This is a genomic window from Actinomadura sp. NPDC000600 (genome assembly GCF_040492135.1).
Taxonomy (GTDB): Bacteria; Actinomycetota; Actinomycetes; order Streptosporangiales; family Streptosporangiaceae; genus Spirillospora.
In genome coordinates, this window is sequence record NZ_JBEUPD010000050.1 from 36,753 (window position 1) to 55,673 (window position 18,921).

19 protein-coding genes are annotated in these 18,921 nt (G+C 76.5%); 11 read left to right on the forward strand and 8 right to left on the reverse strand.

All coding sequences use genetic code 11. The features are described from left to right. Window positions 1-85 precede the first annotated feature (85 nt). The gene (locus ABWI07_RS40045) at window positions 86-1,144 is read right to left on the reverse strand and encodes a 3-oxoacyl-ACP synthase III family protein (protein WP_353821718.1); all 1,059 of its coding nucleotides are present in this window, start codon (window positions 1,142-1,144) and stop codon (window positions 86-88) included. Between the two features lie 147 nt (window positions 1,145-1,291). Here ABWI07_RS40045 and ABWI07_RS40050 point away from each other — a divergent pair, with 147 nt between their 5' ends. From ABWI07_RS40050 to ABWI07_RS40060, 3 genes are all read left to right on the forward strand, one after another. Then, window positions 1,292-2,323 (forward strand): ACP S-malonyltransferase, encoded by a 1,032-nt coding sequence (locus tag ABWI07_RS40050; protein WP_353821719.1) that lies wholly within the window; start codon window positions 1,292-1,294, stop codon window positions 2,321-2,323. Beyond that, a complete protein-coding gene (locus tag ABWI07_RS40055) occupies window positions 2,320-4,125 on the forward strand; it encodes an acyl-CoA dehydrogenase family protein (RefSeq protein ID WP_353821720.1) in 1,806 nt (601 codons plus the stop codon). The genes ABWI07_RS40050 and ABWI07_RS40055 overlap by 4 nt, the downstream gene beginning before the upstream one ends. Window positions 4,126-4,268: 143 nt before the next feature. Further along, on the forward strand, window positions 4,269-4,844 hold the full coding sequence (locus ABWI07_RS40060; RefSeq protein ID WP_149258377.1) for a TerD family protein: 576 nt from the start codon (window positions 4,269-4,271) through the stop codon (window positions 4,842-4,844). Between the two features lie 76 nt (window positions 4,845-4,920). On the opposite strand, the gene ABWI07_RS40065 is transcribed toward ABWI07_RS40060, so the two are convergent. Together ABWI07_RS40065 and ABWI07_RS40070 are read right to left on the reverse strand one after the other, a co-directional pair. Continuing rightward, a complete protein-coding gene (locus ABWI07_RS40065) occupies window positions 4,921-5,340 on the reverse strand; it encodes a RidA family protein (protein ID WP_149258378.1) in 420 nt (139 codons plus the stop codon). Between the two features lie 7 nt (window positions 5,341-5,347). After that, the gene (locus tag ABWI07_RS40070; protein WP_353821721.1) at window positions 5,348-7,102 is read right to left on the reverse strand and encodes a class I adenylate-forming enzyme family protein; all 1,755 of its coding nucleotides are present in this window, start codon (window positions 7,100-7,102) and stop codon (window positions 5,348-5,350) included. A gap of 189 nt (window positions 7,103-7,291) precedes the next feature. Here ABWI07_RS40070 and ABWI07_RS40075 point away from each other — a divergent pair, with 189 nt between their 5' ends. Further along, window positions 7,292-8,071, forward strand: a complete 780-nt coding sequence (locus ABWI07_RS40075; protein ID WP_149258379.1) for an HAD-IIA family hydrolase — start codon at window positions 7,292-7,294, stop codon at window positions 8,069-8,071. A gap of 78 nt (window positions 8,072-8,149) precedes the next feature. Further along, complete coding sequence (locus ABWI07_RS40080; RefSeq protein ID WP_149258380.1) at window positions 8,150-8,773, forward strand: IMPACT family protein; 624 nt, start codon at window positions 8,150-8,152, stop codon at window positions 8,771-8,773. 88 nt (window positions 8,774-8,861) lie between these two features. Here ABWI07_RS40080 and ABWI07_RS40085 read toward each other — a convergent pair whose 3' ends face one another. From ABWI07_RS40085 to ABWI07_RS40095, 3 genes are all read right to left on the reverse strand, one after another. Further along, window positions 8,862-9,653, reverse strand: coding sequence for an alpha/beta fold hydrolase (locus ABWI07_RS40085; protein ID WP_353821722.1), 792 nt, complete (start codon window positions 9,651-9,653; stop codon window positions 8,862-8,864). A gap of 97 nt (window positions 9,654-9,750) precedes the next feature. Beyond that, on the reverse strand, window positions 9,751-11,055 hold the full coding sequence (locus ABWI07_RS40090; protein WP_353821723.1) for an RNA polymerase sigma factor: 1,305 nt from the start codon (window positions 11,053-11,055) through the stop codon (window positions 9,751-9,753). Beyond that, window positions 11,052-11,402: a YciI family protein gene (locus tag ABWI07_RS40095; RefSeq protein ID WP_149258383.1), complete on the reverse strand. Its 351-nt coding sequence runs from the start codon at window positions 11,400-11,402 to the stop codon at window positions 11,052-11,054. Before ABWI07_RS40095 ends, ABWI07_RS40090 begins: the two co-directional genes overlap by 4 nt. A gap of 298 nt (window positions 11,403-11,700) precedes the next feature. Here ABWI07_RS40095 and ABWI07_RS40100 point away from each other — a divergent pair, with 298 nt between their 5' ends. The 3 genes from ABWI07_RS40100 (at window position 11,701) to ABWI07_RS40110 (ending at window position 13,789) form a co-directional block, all read left to right on the forward strand. Further along, entirely contained in the window at window positions 11,701-12,552 is an 852-nt protein-coding gene (locus tag ABWI07_RS40100; RefSeq protein ID WP_353821724.1) for an NAD(P)H-binding protein, read from the forward strand. A 7-nt stretch (window positions 12,553-12,559) separates the two neighbouring features. Further along, on the forward strand, window positions 12,560-12,928 hold the full coding sequence (locus ABWI07_RS40105) for a hypothetical protein (protein WP_353821725.1): 369 nt from the start codon (window positions 12,560-12,562) through the stop codon (window positions 12,926-12,928). 96 nt (window positions 12,929-13,024) lie between these two features. After that, the gene (locus ABWI07_RS40110) at window positions 13,025-13,789 is read left to right on the forward strand and encodes a sulfite exporter TauE/SafE family protein (protein ID WP_149258385.1); all 765 of its coding nucleotides are present in this window, start codon (window positions 13,025-13,027) and stop codon (window positions 13,787-13,789) included. Between the two features lie 99 nt (window positions 13,790-13,888). Here the strand turns inward: ABWI07_RS40110 and ABWI07_RS40115 are convergent, their stop codons facing one another. Both ABWI07_RS40115 and ABWI07_RS40120 read right to left on the reverse strand, forming a co-directional pair. Continuing rightward, a complete protein-coding gene (locus ABWI07_RS40115) occupies window positions 13,889-14,842 on the reverse strand; it encodes a GlxA family transcriptional regulator (protein ID WP_149258386.1) in 954 nt (317 codons plus the stop codon). Between the two features lie 7 nt (window positions 14,843-14,849). Further along, window positions 14,850-15,443, reverse strand: coding sequence for a cysteine hydrolase family protein (locus ABWI07_RS40120; RefSeq protein ID WP_353821726.1), 594 nt, complete (start codon window positions 15,441-15,443; stop codon window positions 14,850-14,852). A gap of 181 nt (window positions 15,444-15,624) precedes the next feature. On the opposite strand from ABWI07_RS40120, the gene ABWI07_RS40125 reads away from it, so the two are divergent. From ABWI07_RS40125 to ABWI07_RS40135, 3 genes are all read left to right on the forward strand, one after another. Then, window positions 15,625-16,899 (forward strand): carboxylate-amine ligase, encoded by a 1,275-nt coding sequence (locus ABWI07_RS40125; RefSeq protein WP_149258388.1) that lies wholly within the window; start codon window positions 15,625-15,627, stop codon window positions 16,897-16,899. Window positions 16,900-16,997: 98 nt separating this feature from the next. Next, window positions 16,998-18,080 carry an iron-containing redox enzyme family protein gene (locus tag ABWI07_RS40130; RefSeq protein WP_502912895.1) on the forward strand — a complete coding sequence of 361 codons (1,083 nt, stop codon included), beginning with the start codon at window positions 16,998-17,000 and terminating at the stop codon, window positions 18,078-18,080. A 17-nt stretch (window positions 18,081-18,097) separates the two neighbouring features. Continuing rightward, the gene (locus ABWI07_RS40135; protein WP_353821728.1) at window positions 18,098-18,799 is read left to right on the forward strand and encodes a HemK2/MTQ2 family protein methyltransferase; all 702 of its coding nucleotides are present in this window, start codon (window positions 18,098-18,100) and stop codon (window positions 18,797-18,799) included. The last annotated feature ends 122 nt before the right edge of the window (window positions 18,800-18,921 follow it).

Sequence of the window (18,921 nt, forward strand, 5' to 3'; positions counted from 1 at the left end):
GCCCGGACGCGCGGACGCCGCGCCCGGGCCCCGCGCCCCACCGAACATAGCCGGAACAGCATATAACTGGCAAGGCATGAGAGGGTCAGGGCGGCGGCAGGGTGAGCAGGGTGTGCCCCCAGGTCAGGCCCGCGCCGAAGCCGGCGAGCAGCACCAGGTCGCCGGGGCCGATCCGGTGCGTCCGCATGGCCCGGTCGAGGGCGTAGGGGATGCTGGCGGCGCCGATGTTGCCGACCTGGTCCCCGACGATCGCCAGTTGGCCCGGCTCCAGCCCGGCCTCCCCAGCCAGCGAGGCGACCAGCCGCGGGTTCGGCTGGTGCGGGATGACCAGGGCCAGGTCGGCGGGCTTGACCCCGGCGTTCTCGGTCGCCTCGGCCACCAGCCGAGGGAAGACCGCGGTGATGAAGTCGCGGACCGCGCGGCCGTCCATGTGGATCGTGTGGCCGAGCCCGGCGAGGGTCTCGGCGCTGGCGGGCAGCCGGCTGCCGCCGGCGGGGATGAGCACGTCGTCCACGCCCGAGCCGTCCGATCCGAGGGTGATCGGGCCGATGCCGTGCCCGGCCGGGGCGGGGCCGACGACCGCGGCGGCGGCGCCGTCCCCGAACAGCGCGGCGGTGGCGCGGTCGGCGCGGTTGAGGAACCGCGAGTACACCTCCACGCCGATGACCAGCACGTAGGGGGAAGAGCCGCGCTGGGTGGCGAGCCAGCCGATCGCGGTCTGCAACCCGAACACGAACCCGGTGCAGGCGGCGGAGATGTCGAACGCGGCGGCGCGGCCGGCGCCCAGCATCGCCTGCACGCGGCAGGCGGTGGACGGGGCGATCACGTCGGGCGTGGAGGTGCCGAGCACGATCAGGCCGATGTCGGCGGCCCGCAGCCCGGCCGCGCGCAGCGCCGCGTCGGCGGCGGCCGCGGCCAGATCGGAGGCGGCCTCGCCGGGCGCGACGACGTGCCGCCGCCGGATCCCGGTGCGCCGCTCGATCCAGTCCGGCTCCAGGCCCAGGGAGCGGGACAGGTCGGCGCTGTGCGCGACCTCGCGGGGCAGGTGGGCGCCGGTTCCGAGGATCGTCCACCCCCGCCCGCCGTCGCGCGCTGCTCGGCCGCCGTCCGCCGGGGACGTCCGGTGCGCGTCGGGCACGGTCATGTGTCCTCCCTATCGCCCCATTGATGGTTGTCAGCCCCATCCCATAAGTGAATAATCCCATTTCAGGGTTTTGGTCCATAACCGAGTAATAAGCGGCCGTTGGCTTAATAGAAAAGGCAGCCTTCCTTCAAGGTAAGGAGACCCCGCGTGCCCGCACCCCCGTTCCGTCCGGCCGACGAGCTCGAACCCGGCGACACCTGCGCATTCCTGTTCCCCGGCACCGGCGCGGCGGGCGTACCCGACCTGCCCGCCCTGGCCCGCACCGGCCCCGGCGCCGCCCGCGCCGTCGCCGACGTCCTGGACGCCGTGCAGGAGGGCCTGCCGCGCCACGGATGGCCGAGCCTGCGCTCGATCCTCATGGACGATCCCGGCGGCTACCGGGAGGCGGCCCGCACCCCGGGCGTCGCCCAGCTCGCCGGCTACGCCGCGTCCGTCGCCGTGGACCGCGCCCTGCGGGCGCACGGCGTGCACCCCGCGTTCGCGGTCGGGCAGAGCTTCGGGGAGATCGCCGCGCTGGTCTGCGGGGGCGCGTTCGCGATCATCGACGGCGCCCGCATGGCCGTCGCGGCGGTCGGCGTCCTGGCCCGGCACGGCGGAGGCGGCGGCATGGGCCTGCTGGAGGCCGGCGAGGACCGCACCCTCGCCTGCATCGACGCCGCGGGCGCCCCGGAGGTGGTCGTCGCCTGCCTGAACGCCCCGCATGCCACGGTCGTGTCCGGGCCCGACGGGCCGCTGGACGCCGTCCTGGAGGCCGCGCGCGGCCAGGGCGTGAACGCCGTGCGGCTCGCCGTGCCCTACCTGTCCCACCACCCGGCGATGGCCGGCGCCGACGACGAGTGGTACGCCATGATCCGCGGCTTCCCGCAGCGGCCCCTGGAGCTCACGGTCCACTCCCCGGTGCGCGGCCGCGCCTACCGCGACGACGACGACCTGCACCGCGCCATGGCCGACTGCATCGTCAAACCCGTCCGGCTGCCCGAGGCCCTGAGCGCCGTCCACGCGGCGGGCGCGACGGTGTTCGCCGAGGCCGGCGCCGGCAACGCGCTGTGCCAGTGCGCGCGGCTGACCATCCCGGACGTGCGGACGCTGGCGCCGCTGCGCGACCGCCCCCGCCACGGCCTGACCGGCAAGGCCGCCCCCGCCGCCAGCCCGTCCGGCGAGCGAAAGGACCCCGCGTGAACACCGACGCCGAGGACCTGCGCCAGTTCGTGCACGGCGCTTCCCTGGACGCCAAGGCGCGCGCCCGCCTGGAGGAGGCCGTCCCCGAGGAGTTCTTCACCGTCCCGGGCGGGCTCACCGCGCCCGACCGGCACGCGCTCACCTACGAGCGGCTGCGCCGCGCCGGGCTGGCCGCCCCGCCCGCCGGCGACCTGCTGGCCGACCCTCCGGCGCTGTGCGCGCTGCTGGAGCGCGCCGCGGTCGCCGACCCGCCGCTGTTCCACCTCATGCTGCTGCACTACACCCTCGCGCTCGGCCCGATCCTGCGGTTCGGCGCCGGGCAGGACGGGGCGCGGCGGGCGCGCGAGTCCCTGGAGTCGATGGCCTCGTTCGGGACACTGCTGATGACCGAGGTCGGACGCAGCAACAGCCACCTGTCGCCCCGCACCGTGGCCCGCCACGACCCCGCCACGGGCGGGTTCGTGCTCAGCACGCCGGACTCCCGGGCCGCCAAGTTCCCCACCAACACCGCCCACCCGGACCTGCCCAAGACCGCCGCCGTCTACGCCACCCTCGTCCACGGAGGCGAGGAGCGCGGGGTGTTCGTGTTCGCGGTCCCGCTGCGCGGGCCCGGCGGCGCCGTCCCGCCCGGCGTGCGGATCGTCCCGGCGCCGGAGACCACCGGCCTGCAGGTCGACTACGCCGCCGTGCTCCTGGAGGACGTCCGCGTCCCCTACGAGGCGTGGCTGCGCGACGGCGCGAGCATCGGCGCCGACGGGGCCTTCCACGACCCGGCGGGGTCCGCGGCGGCGCGGCTGACCCGCTCGATGGGCATCGCCCCGCCGGTGTGGCGGGCGGTGATCTCCGCCTCCGCCGCGATCACCCGGGCGTCGGCCGGGATGCTGCTGGCCCACTCGGCGGGCCGCGCCACCCTCGGCCGGCTCGCGCCGCGCCGCCCGCTGACCGACTACCGCAACCAGCAGGAGGCGGTGCTCGGGGCGATCGCGTCCGCCTACGCCCTCACCGCCGTCGCCGCCCACGTCACCACCCCGGGCCCGGCGGCGGGCGGGGCCGCGGAAGGCGCCGCTGCCGCCGAGGGCGGCCCGTCCACCGCCTGGGCGCCGTGGTCGGCGGTCGACCGGGACCTGGCGCTGCTGAAGGCGGCCGCGACCGTCCAGGCGCAGGAGACGGTGTCGGCATGCCGGGTGCACAGCGGCGCCCCCGGCTTCGCCGCCGTGGAGCGCCTCAACGCCTACCGGGGCCTCACGCACGCCTACCAGAACGCCGGCGGCGACAACGAGCTCATCCTCTACGACACCGCCCGCGCGATGGCCGACCTCGACCGCTACGTCCCGCCCGAACCCGGGCTCGGGCCGCCCGACGACGGCGACCTGGACTCCCCGCGCGTGTGGCTGTTCCTGGCCCGCGACGCCGAGCGCCGGATGCGCGACCGGCTCGCGGGCCGGGTCGAGGCGGCCCTGCGCGGCGGCGAGGACGCCTTCACCGCCTGGAACGGCAACCTGGCGCTGGCCGCGCGGACCGCCACCGCCTGCGCCGACCGGGTCATCCTGGAGATCCTCGCCGCGGCCGACGGCGCCGGGCCGCGCGCGCTCGGGCCCGTCCTGCGCCTGCACGCCCTGGACCGGCTGGAGCGCCGCGCGGCCGGCCTGCTCAACGAGGGGGTCGTCCCGCCCGGGTTCCTGGACGAGGTGTGGGCCGCGCGGCGCCGCACCTGCGACGAGCTGGCGCCGCGCGCGGCGGAGCTGGCCGCCGCGTTCGAGCTGCCCGCCCCCGTCACCGCGCCCGCCGCGTTCCTGGTCTGAAAGCCCCCGGCGCGGGAAGAAACGGCACGCCACGCCCCTAATTCGCGAAGGAGGCGGGGGAACCAGCGCAAGGTGGCTACCGTTCTCGTTAGACAGACCGAACGCGGGTGATGGCGCCCGCAGCCGATACGGAGGTAGACACAGTGGGAGTCAGTCTGAGCAAGGGCGGCAACGTCTCGCTGACCAAGGAGGCCCCCGGACTGACCGCCGTCGTGGTCGGACTCGGGTGGGACGTGCGGACCACGACCGGTACCGACTTCGACCTCGACGCCAGCGCCCTGCTGTGCTCGGCGGAGAACAAGGTCCTGTCGGACCAGCACTTCGTGTTCTTCAACAACCTCAAGAGCCCCGACGGGTCGGTCGAGCACACCGGCGACAACCTCACCGGCGAGGGCGAGGGCGACGACGAGGCGATCAAGGTGAACCTGACGGCCGTGCCGGCCGAGGTCGCCAAGATCGTCTTCCCGGTGTCGATCTACGACGCCGACAGCCGCCAGCAGAGCTTCGGGCAGGTCCGCAACGCCTTCATCCGCGTGGTGAACCAGTCCGACAACAGCGAGATCGCGCGCTACGACCTCTCGGAGGACGCCTCGACCGAGACCGCGATGGTGTTCGGCGAGCTGTACCGCAACGGCGCCGAGTGGAAGTTCCGCGCGGTGGGCCAGGGCTACGCCTCGGGCCTGTCGGGCATCGCCTCCGACTTCGGGGTCAACGTCTGATCTGCCCGCACGTGAAAAGGGGCGCCCCCATCGCGGGGGCGCCCCTTTTCACGTCCTGCCGGAGGGGCAGAGCGGGTCAGCGGGCGGGGACGACGGCGAGGGCCTCGATCTCCACGAGCAGGTCGTCGCGGACCAGGCGCGACACCTCGACCAGCGACGCGGCGGGCGCGACGTGCTCGGGGACGAACTCGGCGCGCACGGCCCGCACGACCCCGACGCCGCTCACGTCCCGCAGGAAGTACCCGAGCCGCACGACGTGCTCCCAGCGGGCGCCGGCGGCGGTGAGCGCGGTCTCCAGGTTGGCGAACACCTGCCGGGTCTGGGCCTCCAGGTCGCCGGGGCCGACCAGGTTCCCGGCCGAGTCCAGCGCGATCTGGCCGCTCACCACCACCAGCCGGCCGGGCACGTCGACGGAGACGGCGTGGCTGTATCCGGGGCCCGGCGCGAGGCCCGGCGCGTCGATCTGGCGGTTGGCGGGGCGCGGTTCGTCGCTCATCACAAGATCACGATACCGGCGGGCGGGCGAGCAGCTCCTCGCGCAGCCGGGTCTTGAGGATCTTGCCGCCGGGGTTGCGGGGCAGCCCGTCCGCGCGGAACCAGAAGTGCGCGGGGACCTTGAACGCGGCGATCCGCCCGTCCAGGAACTCCTGGAGCTCCCGGCCGGTCAGCGCGGCGCCGGGCCGCGGCACGACCACCGCGCCCACCTCCTCGCCGAGGACCTCGTGCGGGACGCCGATCACGGCGCAGTCGGCGACGGCCGGGTGCTCGTAGAGGGCGGCCTCGACCTCGGCGCAGTAGATGTTCTCGCCGCCGCGGATCAGCATGTCCTTGGCGCGGTCGACGATGTAGACGAACCCGTCGGCGTCCAGGCGGGCCAGGTCGCCGCTGTGGAACCAGCCGTCCACGAACGCCTCGGCGGTCGCCTCGGGCCTGTTCCAGTAGCCCTTGATCACGTTGGGACCCTTGATGAGCAGCTCGCCGACCTCGCCGGTCGGCAGGTCCTCCCCGGCGGGCCCGACGACCCGCACGTCGCAGACCGCGACGGGCGGGCCGACGCTCTCGGGCCGCTCCAGGTAGTTCACGCCGCCGTTGTAGGTGGTGACCGAGGAGGTCTCGGTCAGGCCGTACCCGTTGCCGGGCACCCGGTCGGGCAGCCGCTCCTTGATCTTGTCGACGAGGGCGGGCGCGGCCGGCGCGCCGCCGTAGCTGACGCCGGTCAGGCTGGAGGTGTCGTAGTCGCCGAAGTCGGGGGAGGTCAGCACCTGCCAGGCCATCGTCGGCACGCCGCCGAACCCGGTGACGCGCTCCCGCTCGATCAGCTCCAGCGCCGTGCGGACGTCCCACCGGTACATCAGCACGACGGTGCCGCCCTGCAGGGCGCTGGTCACCAGCACCGAGTGGCAGCCGGTGGCGTGGAAGAACGGGACGCTCAGCAGCGTCACGCGCGGCTGCGGCGCGGCGAGCTCCTCGACCGTGCGGCCGGCGCGCACGCCCGCCGACATGATCCCGTAGGCGAGCCCGACGGGGTTGCCGGCGATGTTGCGGTGCGTGCCGAGGGCGCCCTTGGGGCGGCCGGTGGTGCCGGAGGTGTAGAAGATCGTCGCCTCGTCCTCGGGGTCGAGCGGCACCCCGGGCAGGGAGGCGGCGTCAGGGTCGCCGCCGTCGCCGACGACGTCCTCGAACGCCTCCATGCCCGCGGGAACGGCGCCGTCCGGCCGCGCGACCAGGCACGCCACGCCCAGCTCCGGCAGCACGCCGGCGAGCCGCTCGGCGCGCTCGGCGTCGGCGACCAGGACCTTGGCGCCGCTGTCGGCCAGCCCGTACTCCAGCTCCGCGGCGCTCCACCAGGCGTTCAGCGGGACCACGACGGCGCCGGCGACGGCGGCGCCGAAGAACGCCACCGACCACTCGGGGTAGTTGCGCATCGCGATCGCGACCCGGTCGCCCTTGGCGATCCCGTACCGGTCGGCCAGCAGCCGCGCGAACGCGGCCGCCCGCGCGTAGTGCCCGGCGAAGGTGAGCCGGTCGTCCTCGTAGACCAGGAAGTCCTTGCCGCCGTGCGCGCGGGAGATCTCCAGGATGTCGCGCAGGGTGGTCGGGGCGTTCTTCCAGACGCGGGTCCGCACGCCGCGGATCCGCACCTCCTCCATCTCGAACAGCTGCCCCGGCGCCGTCATCGCCGCCCGGACCTCGGCGATGCCCGGCAGCGGCCGCCCGGCCTCCTGCACGTCCCGGTCCTGCACATCCCGGTCCTGCACGTCGCGCCTCCCGCGGGGTGGCGGCGCACCGTCGGGGCGGCCCGCCCGCCGAACACGATTCGGTGCGCCGTGCCGGAAAATGTATGGCCCGCGTCACACGCGGGTCAACGCCCCGGCGCCGCGCGGACCTCGGGGAACGGGTCCGGCCGAACGGTCATGGGGAAGATCCCTGCCTGCGACAATGGGGACATGAGCGAGCGCAAGCCGATCGAGTACTGGCTGTCGGACATGGACGGCGTCCTGGTCCACGAGGGCCGCCCCGTCCCGGGGGCCGAGGAGTTCATCCGCCGCCTGGCGGCGTCGGGGAAACCGTTCCTCGTCCTGACCAACAACTCGATCTACACCCGGCGGGACCTGTCGGCCCGCCTGGCGGCGGCCGGGCTGGCCGTGCCGGCGGAGGCGATCTGGACCTCGGCGCTGGCCACCGCCCGGTTCCTGGCCGACCAGCGGCCCGAGGGCTCGGCCTACGTGATCGGGGAGGCAGGCCTGACGACGGCGCTGCACGAGGCGGACTTCGTCCTCACCGACATCGACCCCGACTACGTGGTGCTCGGCGAGACCCGCACCTACAGCTTCTCCCAGATCACCCGCGCGATCCGGCTGATCGAGGGCGGCGCCCGGTTCGTGGCGACCAACCCCGACCCGATCGGCCCGTCCCCGGAGGGCTCGCTGCCGGCCTGCGGCGCCGTCGCCGCGATGATCACCCGCGCGACCGGGGTGGAGCCCTACTTCGTCGGCAAGCCGAACCCGCTGATGATGCGCACGGCGCTGAACGTGGTCGGCGGGCACAGCGAGAGCACCGCGATGATCGGCGACCGCATGGACACCGACATCGTCGCCGGGGTCGAGGCGGGGCTGGAGACGGTCCTGGTGCTGACCGGCGTCACCCGCAAGGAGGAGATCGCACGGTTCCCGTTCCGCCCGCACCGCGTCGTGCCGTCCATCGCCGACCTCATCGACCTGGTCTGACCGCGCCGGTCGCCCCGGCACCCCGCGCCCCCGCGTCCCGCGCGGCGGGCCCGGGGCGGCCGTAGACTCGCAGACGCCATGCGCACGATCAGACAGGGCGGCTCGGTTGAGCTGGAGATCCGCAGGTCCCGGTTCGTCTGCACGCTCGCCCGCGCAGCCGACGAGGCCGAGGCGGCCGCGTTCATCGCCGCGCACCGGCGGGCGCACCGCGACGCCACCCACAACTGCACCGCCTACGTCGTCGGCGAGCACGGCGAGATCACCAAGAGCAGCGACGACGGCGAGCCGGCCGGGACGGCGGGGATCCCGATGCTGGAGGTGCTGCTGCGGCGCGGGCTGACCGGCACGGCCGCGGTCGTCACCCGCTACTTCGGCGGGGTCAAGCTCGGCGCGGGCGGGCTGGTGCGCGCCTACGGGCAGGCGGTCGCCGACGCCGTCGACGCCGTCGGGGTGGTGGAGCTTCGCCCGGTGGTGACGCTCACCGTCGCCGTGGACCACGCGTTGGCGGGGCGGTTCCTGGGCGACCTGCACGCCCGCGGGCACCAGCCCGGCGACGTCCGCTACGGGACGGGCGTGGAGGCCGACGTGGCGGTGCCCGTCACCGAGCTGGAGGCGTTCGAGGCGTGGGCCGCGGAGGTCACCGCCGGGCGCGCGTCGGTGCGGCGAGGCGCGCCCGGCCACATCGAGGTGCCCGTCCCGTGACCGGCCCGCCGGCGCGATGCCCGGCGGACCCCTGCCCGCGGGGCGGGGGCAGGCCGAGCCCCGGCACCGGCCGGCCGGGAGCGTCGGCTCAGCCGCTGAGGAACTCGGCCAGGGCGGGAGCGAGCACGGCCGGGTCGACGTCGTGGTTCTGGCCCTCCAGGGTGCGGTGCGTCCCGGCGGGCAGGTGCGCGGCGGTGCGGCGGGCGATGTCGCGCATCCAGGAGGGGCTGTCGCCGCCGTCCAGCACCAGGGCCGGGACGGTGACGCGGCCGAGCAGGTCCTCCGGCAGCACGGCGCCCGTCGCGGCGTCGTCCATGACCGCCGAGTCATAGGCGAGGCTGGGCGCCAGCGCCTCCAGCGCGGGCCACATCGGCGCGCCCCGCATATGCCCGATCATCTCCTCCGGCATCCCGACGACGGTCATGAACAGGGCGAGGGCGTCCCCGCGGCGCCCGTCGGCCAGCAGGCCGGTCAGCTCGGTGTTGTAGGCGCGGGCGTGGGTGATCCGCTCGTCGTGGGCGGGGTTGAAGGGCGGTTCGAACAGCGCGAGGCGGGTGATGGGCAGCCCGTGCGCGGCGGCGCGCAGCGCCAGGACGGCGCCCGACGACATCCCGTACACCGCGGCGGACCCGCCGGCGGCCTCGATGACGGCGGCCAGGTCCTCGATCTCCCGTTCGACGGCGTAGGGCGGGGTGTCGCCGCTGTCGCCGCGTCCCCGCCGGTCGTAGGTGAACACGGTGTGGTGCGGGGCCAGCAGCCCGGCGAGCGCGGCCCCGGAACCGCGGTCGTTGAGGGCGCCGCCGACATGGACCAGGGCGGGCCCCTCGCCGGTCCGTTCGACCGCGATGCTCGTGCCGTCCTTGGAGTGCGTGGTTTCCATGAAGGGTTCCTTCCCAGGTGACCGGCCTTGTGCGGCCGTTCTCCCCAAACCGACGAACGCGCCGCGCCGGAACGGACACCTCCCGGGGGACGACTTTTCAGGCTTGCCCGTCCGGGGCGGTCTCGCTGAGGCGCCGGGCCAGGTAGCGGCGCTCGGCGTCGTTGGCGGCCAGGTCCAGGGCGCGGCGGTAGGCGGCGGCGGCCTCGGCGTCGCGGCCCAGGCGGCGCAGCAGGTCGGCGCGGGTCGCGGGCAGCAGGTGGTAGCCGTCCAGGCCGCCGGAGCGCTCCAGGTCCTCGACCAGTTCCAGGCCGGCGGCGGGCCCGTCGGCCATGCCGACCGCCACGGCCCGGTTCAACCGCACCACCGGGGACGGGACGAGCGCCGCGAGCCGCCCGTACAGCACGGCGATCTGCGGCCAGTCGGTGGCGGCGGCGTCGGGAGCGGTGGCGTGGCAGGCGGCGATGGCGGCCTGCACCTGGTACGGGCCGGGCGGGGGCCTGCCGGGCGCGGGCCGCAGGGCGTCCTCCAGCACGGCGACGCCCTCGGCGATCTCGGCGGCGTCCCAGCGGGAGCGGTCCTGGTGCTCCAGGGTGACCAGCGCGCCGGTGCCGTCGACGCGGGTGCCGGCGCGGGCGTCGTGCAGCAGCATCAGGGCCAGCAGCCCGCGCGCCTCGGGCTCGCCGGGCAGCAGCGACACCAGCAGCCGGGCGAGCCGGATCGCCTCCCCGCACAGCGCGCGGCGCTGCGGCTCGCCGCCGGCGGCGCCGTACCCCTCGTTGAACATCAGGTACAGCACGCCGAGGACGGCGGTGGTGCGTTCGGGCAGCAGGTCGGGCGGGGGGACGCGGTAGGGGATGCGCGCGTCGCGGATCTTGCGCTTGGCGCGGGTGATCCGCTTGGACATCGCGGCCTCCTCGACCAGGAACGCGCGGGCGATCTCGCCGGTGGTGAGCCCGGCGAGCGTCCGCAGGGTGAGGGCGACGCGGGCGTCCAGCCGCAGCGCGGGGTGGCAGCAGGTGAACATCAGCCGCAGCCTGTCGTCGCCGAAGGCGTCCGGCTCGGGCGGCGGGGGCGGTGCGGCGGTGCGGGCGGCCTGGGCGAGCTTGCGGGCGCCGGCGGCGTCGCGGCGCAGCCGGTCCACGGCGCGGTTGCGGGCGGTGGTGGTCAGCCAGGCCCCCGGCCGGGACGGGACGCCGTCGCGCGGCCAGCGCTCCAGCGCCGCGGTGAAGGCGTCCTGCGCGCACTCCTCGGCCAGGTCCCAGTCGCCGGTCACCCGGATCAGCGTCGCCACGACCTGGCCCCATTCGGCGCGGAAGGCCCGCGCGGCGGCGTCCGCCGCACCGGCCGCGCCGCTCGCCGGGGACGCCGGGGGCTCGGGAGGTGTGGGGGCCGTGCCGGTCACGTCGTCTCGGGGCCGGGTTCCTCGACGGGCCGGATCTCGATCTGGCCGAGCGCGGCCCACGGGTGGCGGGCGGCGATCTCGACGGCTTCCTCCAGACCGCCGCACTCGATCAGGGAGAACCCGCCGATCTGGTCCTTGGTCTCGGCGAACGGGCCGTCGGTCAGCAGGACCTCGTCCCCGCGGACCTTGACGGTGGTGGCCTGGTCGCTGGGCGCGAGCCCGGCGCCGCCGCGGATGACGCCGCGCCGCGCCATCTCCTGCGACCAGCCGCCGCAGCCGGTGGCGGCGGCCTGCTCGGGATCGGTGCCGGCGGTCTCGTCGCTGCAGATCATCAGCACGTAGCGCACGGTTCCTCCGCTGACCGGGGTCGTCCTCGGACGGGTGCCCGTCCGCACAGCAGCATCCCAGACCCGCCCCGGCCCTGCCGATGCGCGGGTGAAGGCGATCCCGCGGAACCGGCGGCCGTCCCGCCGGCGCCGGACCGGCGAAGGCCGGCGACGCCGTGCCGCCCATCGGCCGAGCCTCCGCGCGAACGGAGGCAAAGGCCCAGGTAGGAACGTTCCATGTGCGAGCTCCACCGGACCTGTCTAGCGTCTTCGGCAGCGGGCCCGCATCGATCGTTTCGTTCACAGAGAGAGGTTCTCCATGACCATCCTCGTTACCGGAGCGACCGGCACCGTGGGCAGGCACGTGGTCGATCGCCTCGTCACGGCCGGGTGCTCCGTCCGGGCGGTCACCCGCGCCCCGGAGGCCGCCGGGCTGCCCGAGGGCGTCGACGTCGTCAAGGGCGACCTGAACCGACCGGGCGACCTGGCGTTCGACGGGGTGCGGAGCGTGTTCCTCATCGCCGGCCTCTTCGACCCGGAGCGCACGACCGTCCTCGCGGAGGACTTCGTCGGTCGCGCCGTGGCGGCCGGGGCCGCGCGGATCGTGACCATGACCAGCGCCGCCGTCACGATCCGGCGAGGCTACGAGAGGCTGCGCGCGGTGGAACAGGTCGTCGAGGAGTCCGGGGCGGCCTGGACCCACGTGCGGCCCGGTGAGTTCGCCGTCAACAAGCTCGACGTCTGGGGCGAGTCCATCCGGACGGAGAACGTGGTCCGCAACGCCTACCCCGACTGCGTCGGCGTGCCCGTCCACGAGGCCGACATCGCCGAGGTCGCCGTGATCTCCCTGCTGGAGGACGGCCACGCGGGCCGGGCGTACTCGCTGACCGGCCCGGAGCCGCTCACCCACCGGCAGCAGGCGGAGGCGATCGGCGCCGGCCTCGGCCGTCCGCTCGCGTTCGAGGCCCTGACGTACGGGCAGGCCCGCCAGGCCTACATCGCGGCCGGGATGCCGATGGAGGTCGCCGAGTTCATCCTGGGCTACCAGGCCGAGTACGCCGAGGAGCCCCCGGCGGTCTCGCCCGTGTTCGAGCAGGTCACGGGAAGGAAGGGGCGCACGCTCGCGCAGTGGGCGGCCGACCACGCCGCTGAACTGGCCCCCGCCGGCTGACGCGTGCATGAGGCGCGGCCGGTGCCGCGGGCCCTCGACCCGCGGCACCGGCCCTCCTCCTCCGCTCGCCCTCCTCCGCGTCCGCGCCGCCGGAGGAGACCCCCGGGCGGCCGAACGGCCGGCGGCACTCCGGCGGGCACACGCGAACGATCCGGAGCTGCGCTCGATCGACCTGCTGACGAGCACGCCGTACGACCTCCGCGTAGGCCGTGACCTCGGTCCCGTGCCGTACTCCGTCCAGGAATGGGAACGAGGCCGCGTCCCCGACCCCGGAGGAGACGCCGACGCCCGGCTGGCCGCGGCCCTCCGCGACGCCGGTGCCGTACTGAGCGTCCCCGGCGGTGAACTGCCGAAGCCCGCGTTCGCCGTTCGTTGACCGGGGGTCGGGAACTCGCAGAATGTCGAGGATGGGCACTCCATACGGGTTCGGGGCGCGCCGGGGCGCGTCGGCGGCGCTGCGGAGGGCGGGCCGGTGACGGGGCTGGATCCGGGGGTGGTGGCGGGGCTGGTGCTGCTGGCGGTGGCCGCGGGCGTCGGGATCACGGCGGTGGGGCCGGGCGGGGTGCTGGTCACCGCGGGGCTGGTGGCGCTGACGCCGCTGTCTCCGGCGCAGGTGGCGGGCACGGCGCTGGTCACCAACGTCGCGACGGGGGTCCTGGGCACGGCGGTGTACACGCGGTCGGGGCAGTTGCGCGAGCCGCGGACGCGGCGGACCGCGGTGCTGCTGTGCGCGGGCGCGGCCGCCGGGACGCCGGTGGGGGTGGTGCTGAACGGGCTGGTGACGGGCCGGGTGTTCGGCGTGCTGCTGGGGGCGCTGGTCGCGGTGACGGCGGTGCTGGTGCTGGTCCGGCGACCGGGCGGGAGGGGGTCCGCGGCGGGCGGGCCGGGGTGGCCGGTGACCGCGGCGGCGGGTGCGGGGGTGGCGGCGGCGGGCGCGATGTTCGGGGTCGGGGGGCCGATGCTGTGCGTGCCGCTGCTGGTGGGCCTGGGGGTGCCGGTGCTGTCGGCGCTGGCGGCGGCGCAGGCCCAGTCGGTGGTGATCGCCGGCGCCGGGACGGTCGGGTACGTCGCGGCGGGCGCGGTCGACTGGCCGCTGGCGGCGCTGGTGGGCGTCCCGGAGCTGGCGGGGGTGCTGGCGGGGTGGGTCATCGCCCGGGCGGTGCCGGCGGGGGCGCTGAAGGCGGCGCTGGTGGTGAGCCTGCTGGTGCTGGCACCGTATGTGGCGCTGCGCGGCTGAGTCGTCCGGTGGGCGGCGGACGCGGCGGCCCGCCGGGGCCGCGGGGCGAGCAGGCGGCGGGTGGCGCGCGCCGCGGCAGGGCGGCGTGGGTGGGGTGGGTCAGGTGCGGGAGCGCAGGCGGCGGAGCATGCGGGCGTCGGTGAAGCCGACGGCGCGGGCGGCGGCGTCGGTGGTGGCGCCCTGCCCGATGAGGTGCTCGGCGCGTTCGAGGCGCAGTTCCTGCTGGTAGCGCAGCGGGGTGAGGCCGGTGGCGGCGGTGAAGCGGCGGGTGAGGGTGCGTTCGCTGACGCCGGCCTCGGCGGCCAGGACGTGCAGGGGCAGGGTGCGGGTGTAGCGGGCGTCGATGAGGTCCTGGGCGCGGTGGACGGCGTCGCTGACGTGCGCGCGGTGCCGGAGCAGCGCGCTGGCCTGGGGCTCGTCGCCGTTGCGGCGCGCGTACACGACCATGGCGCGGGCGGTGCGGGCGGCGGCGCCGGGGCCGTGCCGGGAGGCGACCAGGTGCAGGGCGAGGTCGATGCCGGAGGCGATGCCGGCGGAGGTGATGACGCGGCCGTCGGTGACGTACAGGACGTCGCGGACGACGGTGGCGCGGGGGTGGCGGCGGGCCAGGGCGTCCTGGAGTTCGTGGTGGGTGGTGCAGCGGCGCCCGTCGAGCAGCCCGGCGTGGGCGAGGGCGAACGCTCCGGCGCAGACGGAGGCGACGGTGCCGCCGGCGGCGTGGTGGCCCGCCAGGCGGCGGGCGGCGTGGGCGGAGACGGGCGGGGCGTGGGGTTCGCCGGTGCCCCAGCGCCATCCGGGGACCAGGACGATGTCGTCCGCGGTGAGGGCGGGCCAGGCGGTGGGCGCCTGGAGGGGGACGCCCTGCGCGGTGGGCACGGTGACGGGCGCGCCGGCGGGGCGGGTCTCCTGCCCGCCGCCGGGTGCGGGCAGGTCGGCGACGTAGGCGAGCCGGTAGGGCAGGCCGGCGTCGGCGGCGGTGCCGAACACCTGGGCGGGCCCGGCCAGGTCGAGCAGGTGCAGGCCGGGCACGAGCAGGAAGACGACGCGGGTCACGATCCGGTCAGCCTACCGGGGCGGGGGCGAGGTCGTCGAGGGAGGCGATCTCGGCGAACCGCCGCGCCAGGGCGTACTCGGTGCGGGCGATGATCTGGTCGGTGGGCAGGGTGGCGGGGTCGGCGAGGATCTCGGCGAGGGGGCGGCCGGGCGGGGCGTCGCGGTGCTCGATGGGGAAGGTGGCGGTGGCGTCGGTGACGAAGGTGACGCGGTAGCCGAGGTCGGCGGCCAGGCGTGCGGTGGTCTCGCAGCACTGCTCGGTCTGGATGCCGCAGATCACGACCTCGCCGACGCCGCGCTCGGTGAGCAGCTGCTGCAGGCCGGTGGTGGTGAAGGCGTTGCGGGAGGTCTTGGTCATGACGGGTTCGCCGGCGGCGGGGGCCAGGCCGTCCATGAGGCGGACGTGGCCGAGTGCGGGGTCGAAGGCGTTGCCGGTGCCGGGTTCGGCGTGCAGGACCCACACGACCAGGTCGCCGGCGGCGCGGGCGGCGGCGGCCAGGCGCGCGGCGCGGGCGGCGATGTCGGGCGCCGAGACCGCGACCCAGTTGGGGCGGCGGCGGAAGGAATCTTGGACGTCGATGACGAGGAGTGCGCGGTTCATGGTGTCGATCCTGGCCGGGCGCGGCGGCGTCCGGCAGGCATCATCGCGGCGGGATGCGGAACGATCCGGTCACCGGCCGGGGCGGGGCCGGGGTAAAGGATCTCGGGCGGGGGAGGGAGGGGACGTTCTGGGCGGGAATCCCCCGAGGTGAGGGGGTCTGCGCGAGTGAGGGGGACTCGGCATGGGCGGAGGCGGCAGGGGGCACGCGCCGGGCGTCAGCATGGGGGTGGAGGAGGAGTTCCTGCTGGTGGACGCGGCGTCGGGGCAGTGCGTCGCGGACGCCGAGGACGTCCTGGAGCGGGCCGGGCCGCACCGCTGGCGCGCGTCGGGCGGCTCGTTCCACACCGAGCTGCTGGGGTCGCAGGTCGAGGCGGTGACCGGGGTGTGCCACGACCTGGCGGGCCTGCGCGCGCAGCTGCGGTACGGGCGGGCGCGGCTGGCCGAGGCGGCGCGCGGGGCGGGCGCGCTGCTGGTGTCGTCGGGGACGCCGGTGCTGGGCGGCGATCCGCCGGCCGCCGCGCGGGGCGAGCGGTTCGCGGCGATCGTGGCCGCCTACGGCGACGTGGTCGAGGACTACCAGGCGTGCGGCTGCCACGTGCACGTCGGCGTCCCGGACCGGGAGGCCGCGGTGGCGGTGGTGAACCACCTGCGGCCGTGGCTGCCGGTGCTGGTGGCGCTGGCGGCGAACTCGCCGTTCGACCGCGGGCGCCCCACCCGCTACGCCGCGCGCCGGATGATGGAGATGGCGCGGTTCCCGGGGGCGGGCGTGCCGCCGTGGTCGGCGTCGGCCGCCGACTACGACGCGCGGGTCGCGGCGCTGGTGGAGTCGGGCGCGCTGGTGGACCGGGCGATGACGTTCTGGCTGGCGCGGCCGTCGCCGCGGTGGCCGACGGTGGAGGTGCGGGCGGGGGACGCGGCGGCGACCGCGGACGAGGCGGTGCTGCAGGCCGCGCTGGTGCGGGGCCTGGTCGGCGCGGCGCTGGCGGAGCTTTCGGCGGGCCGGGAGGCGCCGCGGGCGGACGCGCAGGTGTGCGCGGCCGCGCTGTGGAACGCGGCCCGGCACGGCCTGGACGGCGCGATGGTGGACCCGGTGGCGGGCCGGGCCGTCCCGGCGTGGCGGCTGGTGGACGCCATGGTCGCCCACGCGGCCTCGGCCCTGGAGGACGCCGGTGACCTGGACACCGTGTTCACGCTGGTGGAGGGCGTGCGCCGGGCGGGGACGGGCACGGACCGGCAGCGCCGCGCGGCGCGGCGGGGCGGTCCGCGCGCGGTGGTGGACATGCTGGCGCGCCAGACCGAGTCGGGCGGCCTGGCCGCGGGCGCGGGGCCGGGCACGGAGGGCGGGCCGCTCGGCGGGGCGGCGGAGGGGCCGGGGGAGCCTCCCGGCGCGGCCCCAGGGGAGAAACCGGGCGTATGGGACGCGAGTGAGCGGGTACCGGAGCCGGACGCCCCTTGACGACGGAGGAGAAAATGACCGTTCAGCAGGAACGACCGCCCTCCCGCGGTCCCGGCGCGGCCGCCCCGGCGGCGGGCTTCGGCTCCGCGCTCGGCCCGGTGCGGGCGCGCGCCGACCGCGCCCCGGTGCTGCCGGCGCCGCGCGGGCCGCTGTCGCGGGCCGTGGCGGCCATCCTGGCCTCCGGCCCGCCCCCGGGCCCCGTCCACGACCCCGCTGACACGCCGGAGACCGCCGGGCTGGTCGCCGAGGCGCAGGCCTGCGACCCCTACGGCGAGGACCTGCAGCTGGCCCTGCACACCTGCTACGAGCTGCACTACCAGGGCTTCGCCGGTGTGGACCCCGACTGGGAGTGGGATCCGGGGCTGCTGCGGCTGCGCGGGGCGATGGAGGCGGTGTTCCTGGCGGCGCTGCGCCGCGACGTGTGGCGGACGGCCGGGTCGGAGGCGGCCCGGGACGTGCAGGGCGCGCTGGAGGAGCTGCTGGTCGAGCCGGTGGACGCGCGCGGCGTGTCCCACCTCCTGCGCGACGAGGGCGCGTGGTGGCAGGTGCGCGAGCACGCGGCGCTGCGGTCGGTGTACCACCTGAAGGAGGCCGACCCGCACGCCTGGGTCATCCCGCGGCTGCGGGGGCGGGCCAAGGCGGCGCTGGTGGCGGTGGAGAACGACGAGTTCGGCGGCGGGCGCCCGGAGATGACGCACCAGAGCCTGTACGCCGACCTGCTGGACGACCTGGGGCTGGCCCCCTCCTACGGCGCGTACGTGGACGCGGCGCCGGCGGTGATGCTGGCGACGGTGAACATGATGTCGCTGTTCGGGCTGCGGCGGTCGCTGCGGGCCGCGCTGGTGGGGCACTTCGCCGCGGCGGAGATCACCACGGCGCCCGCGGCGCGGCGGATGGCGGGCGCGCTGGAGCGGCTGGGCGCCGGCCCCCGGGCGCGGCTGTTCTACACCGAGCACATCGAGGCCGACGCCGTCCACGAGCAGGTGCTGCGCCACGAGGTGATCGGCGGGCTGCTGGAGGCCGAGCCGGGCCTGGCCGGGGACGTGGTGCTGGGCGTGCGCGCGACGGGCCTGCTGGAGGACCGGCTGGCCGACCACCTGCTGGGCTGCTGGCGGGCGGGGCGCTCGGCGCTGCGGCGCCCGCTCGCCGACGCGCCGGCCGACGCGCCGGGGGCCGGGTGAAGGGGGCGAGGAGGCCGATGATGCTGTTCAGGCCGCCGGGCGTGTACCGGCCGCAGACCGACACCTCCCTGCTGACCCGGGCGCTGCTGGCGTCGCTGGCGCGGGCGGGGGCGCCGCCGGGGGCGCGGGTCCTGGAGCTCGGCACCGGGACGGGCGCGGTGGCGCTGGCCGCGGCGCGGGCCGGCTGCGAGGTCGTCGCGGTGGACGCCTCGGCGCAGGCGGTGCTGGCGGCGCGGGTGAACGCGCGGATGCGGGGCCTGCCGGTGCGGGTGCTGCGCGGGGACCTGTTCGCGCCGGTCGCGGGGGAGGAGTTCGACGTGATCGTGGCCAACCCCCCGTACGTGGCGGGGGAGGCCGACCCGGTGTCGGTGCGGGGCCGGGCGCGGGCGTGGGAGGCGGGGCCGGACGGCCGCGCGCTGCTGGACCGGATCTGCGCGCAGGCGCCGGGGCATCTGGCGCCGTCGGGGACGCTGCTGGTGGTGCATTCGGCTCTGAACGGGGTGGCGGCCACCCTGGTGGGGCTGCGGGACGCGGGGATGCGGGCGTCGGTGGTGGCGCGGCACCGCGAGCCGTTCGGGCCGGTGATGCGGCGCCGCGCGGGCGCGCTGCGGTCGCGGGGGCTGCTGGTCGCCGGGCAGCGGCACGAGGACCTGGTGGTGGTGCGCGCCGACCGGATCGGGGAGGAGGCGCGCGATGACCGCGACCGGGCGGCCGCCTGAGGCGCCCGCCCCACCCCCCCCGCCCACCCCCGGCCCGGGGGGGGCGCCCGCCCCCGCTGCAGCCGGGACCCGAGGCCCGGAGCCGCCCCGGGTGCGGCAGGTGCCCGGCCGGCCCGGGGAGG

What these genes read in the sequence shown, in the direction of transcription:
- ABWI07_RS40045 (WP_353821718.1), bottom strand. Translation starts at nt 1,144, where the DNA reads ATGACCGTGCCCGACGCGCACCGGACGTCCCCGGCGGACGGCGGCCGA.
- ABWI07_RS40065 (WP_149258378.1), bottom strand. Translation starts at nt 5,340, where the DNA reads ATGAGCGACGAACCGCGCCCCGCCAACCGCCAGATCGACGCGCCGGGC.
- ABWI07_RS40075 (WP_149258379.1), top strand. Translation starts at nt 7,292, where the DNA reads ATGAGCGAGCGCAAGCCGATCGAGTACTGGCTGTCGGACATGGACGGC.
- ABWI07_RS40080 (WP_149258380.1), top strand. Translation starts at nt 8,150, where the DNA reads ATGCGCACGATCAGACAGGGCGGCTCGGTTGAGCTGGAGATCCGCAGG.
- ABWI07_RS40085 (WP_353821722.1), bottom strand. Translation starts at nt 9,653, where the DNA reads ATGGAAACCACGCACTCCAAGGACGGCACGAGCATCGCGGTCGAACGG.
- ABWI07_RS40100 (WP_353821724.1), top strand. Translation starts at nt 11,701, where the DNA reads ATGACCATCCTCGTTACCGGAGCGACCGGCACCGTGGGCAGGCACGTG.
- ABWI07_RS40105 (WP_353821725.1), top strand. Translation starts at nt 12,560, where the DNA reads ATGAGGCGCGGCCGGTGCCGCGGGCCCTCGACCCGCGGCACCGGCCCT.
- ABWI07_RS40120 (WP_353821726.1), bottom strand. Translation starts at nt 15,443, where the DNA reads ATGAACCGCGCACTCCTCGTCATCGACGTCCAAGATTCCTTCCGCCGC.
- ABWI07_RS40125 (WP_149258388.1), top strand. Translation starts at nt 15,625, where the DNA reads ATGGGCGGAGGCGGCAGGGGGCACGCGCCGGGCGTCAGCATGGGGGTG.
- ABWI07_RS40135 (WP_353821728.1), top strand. Translation starts at nt 18,098, where the DNA reads ATGATGCTGTTCAGGCCGCCGGGCGTGTACCGGCCGCAGACCGACACC.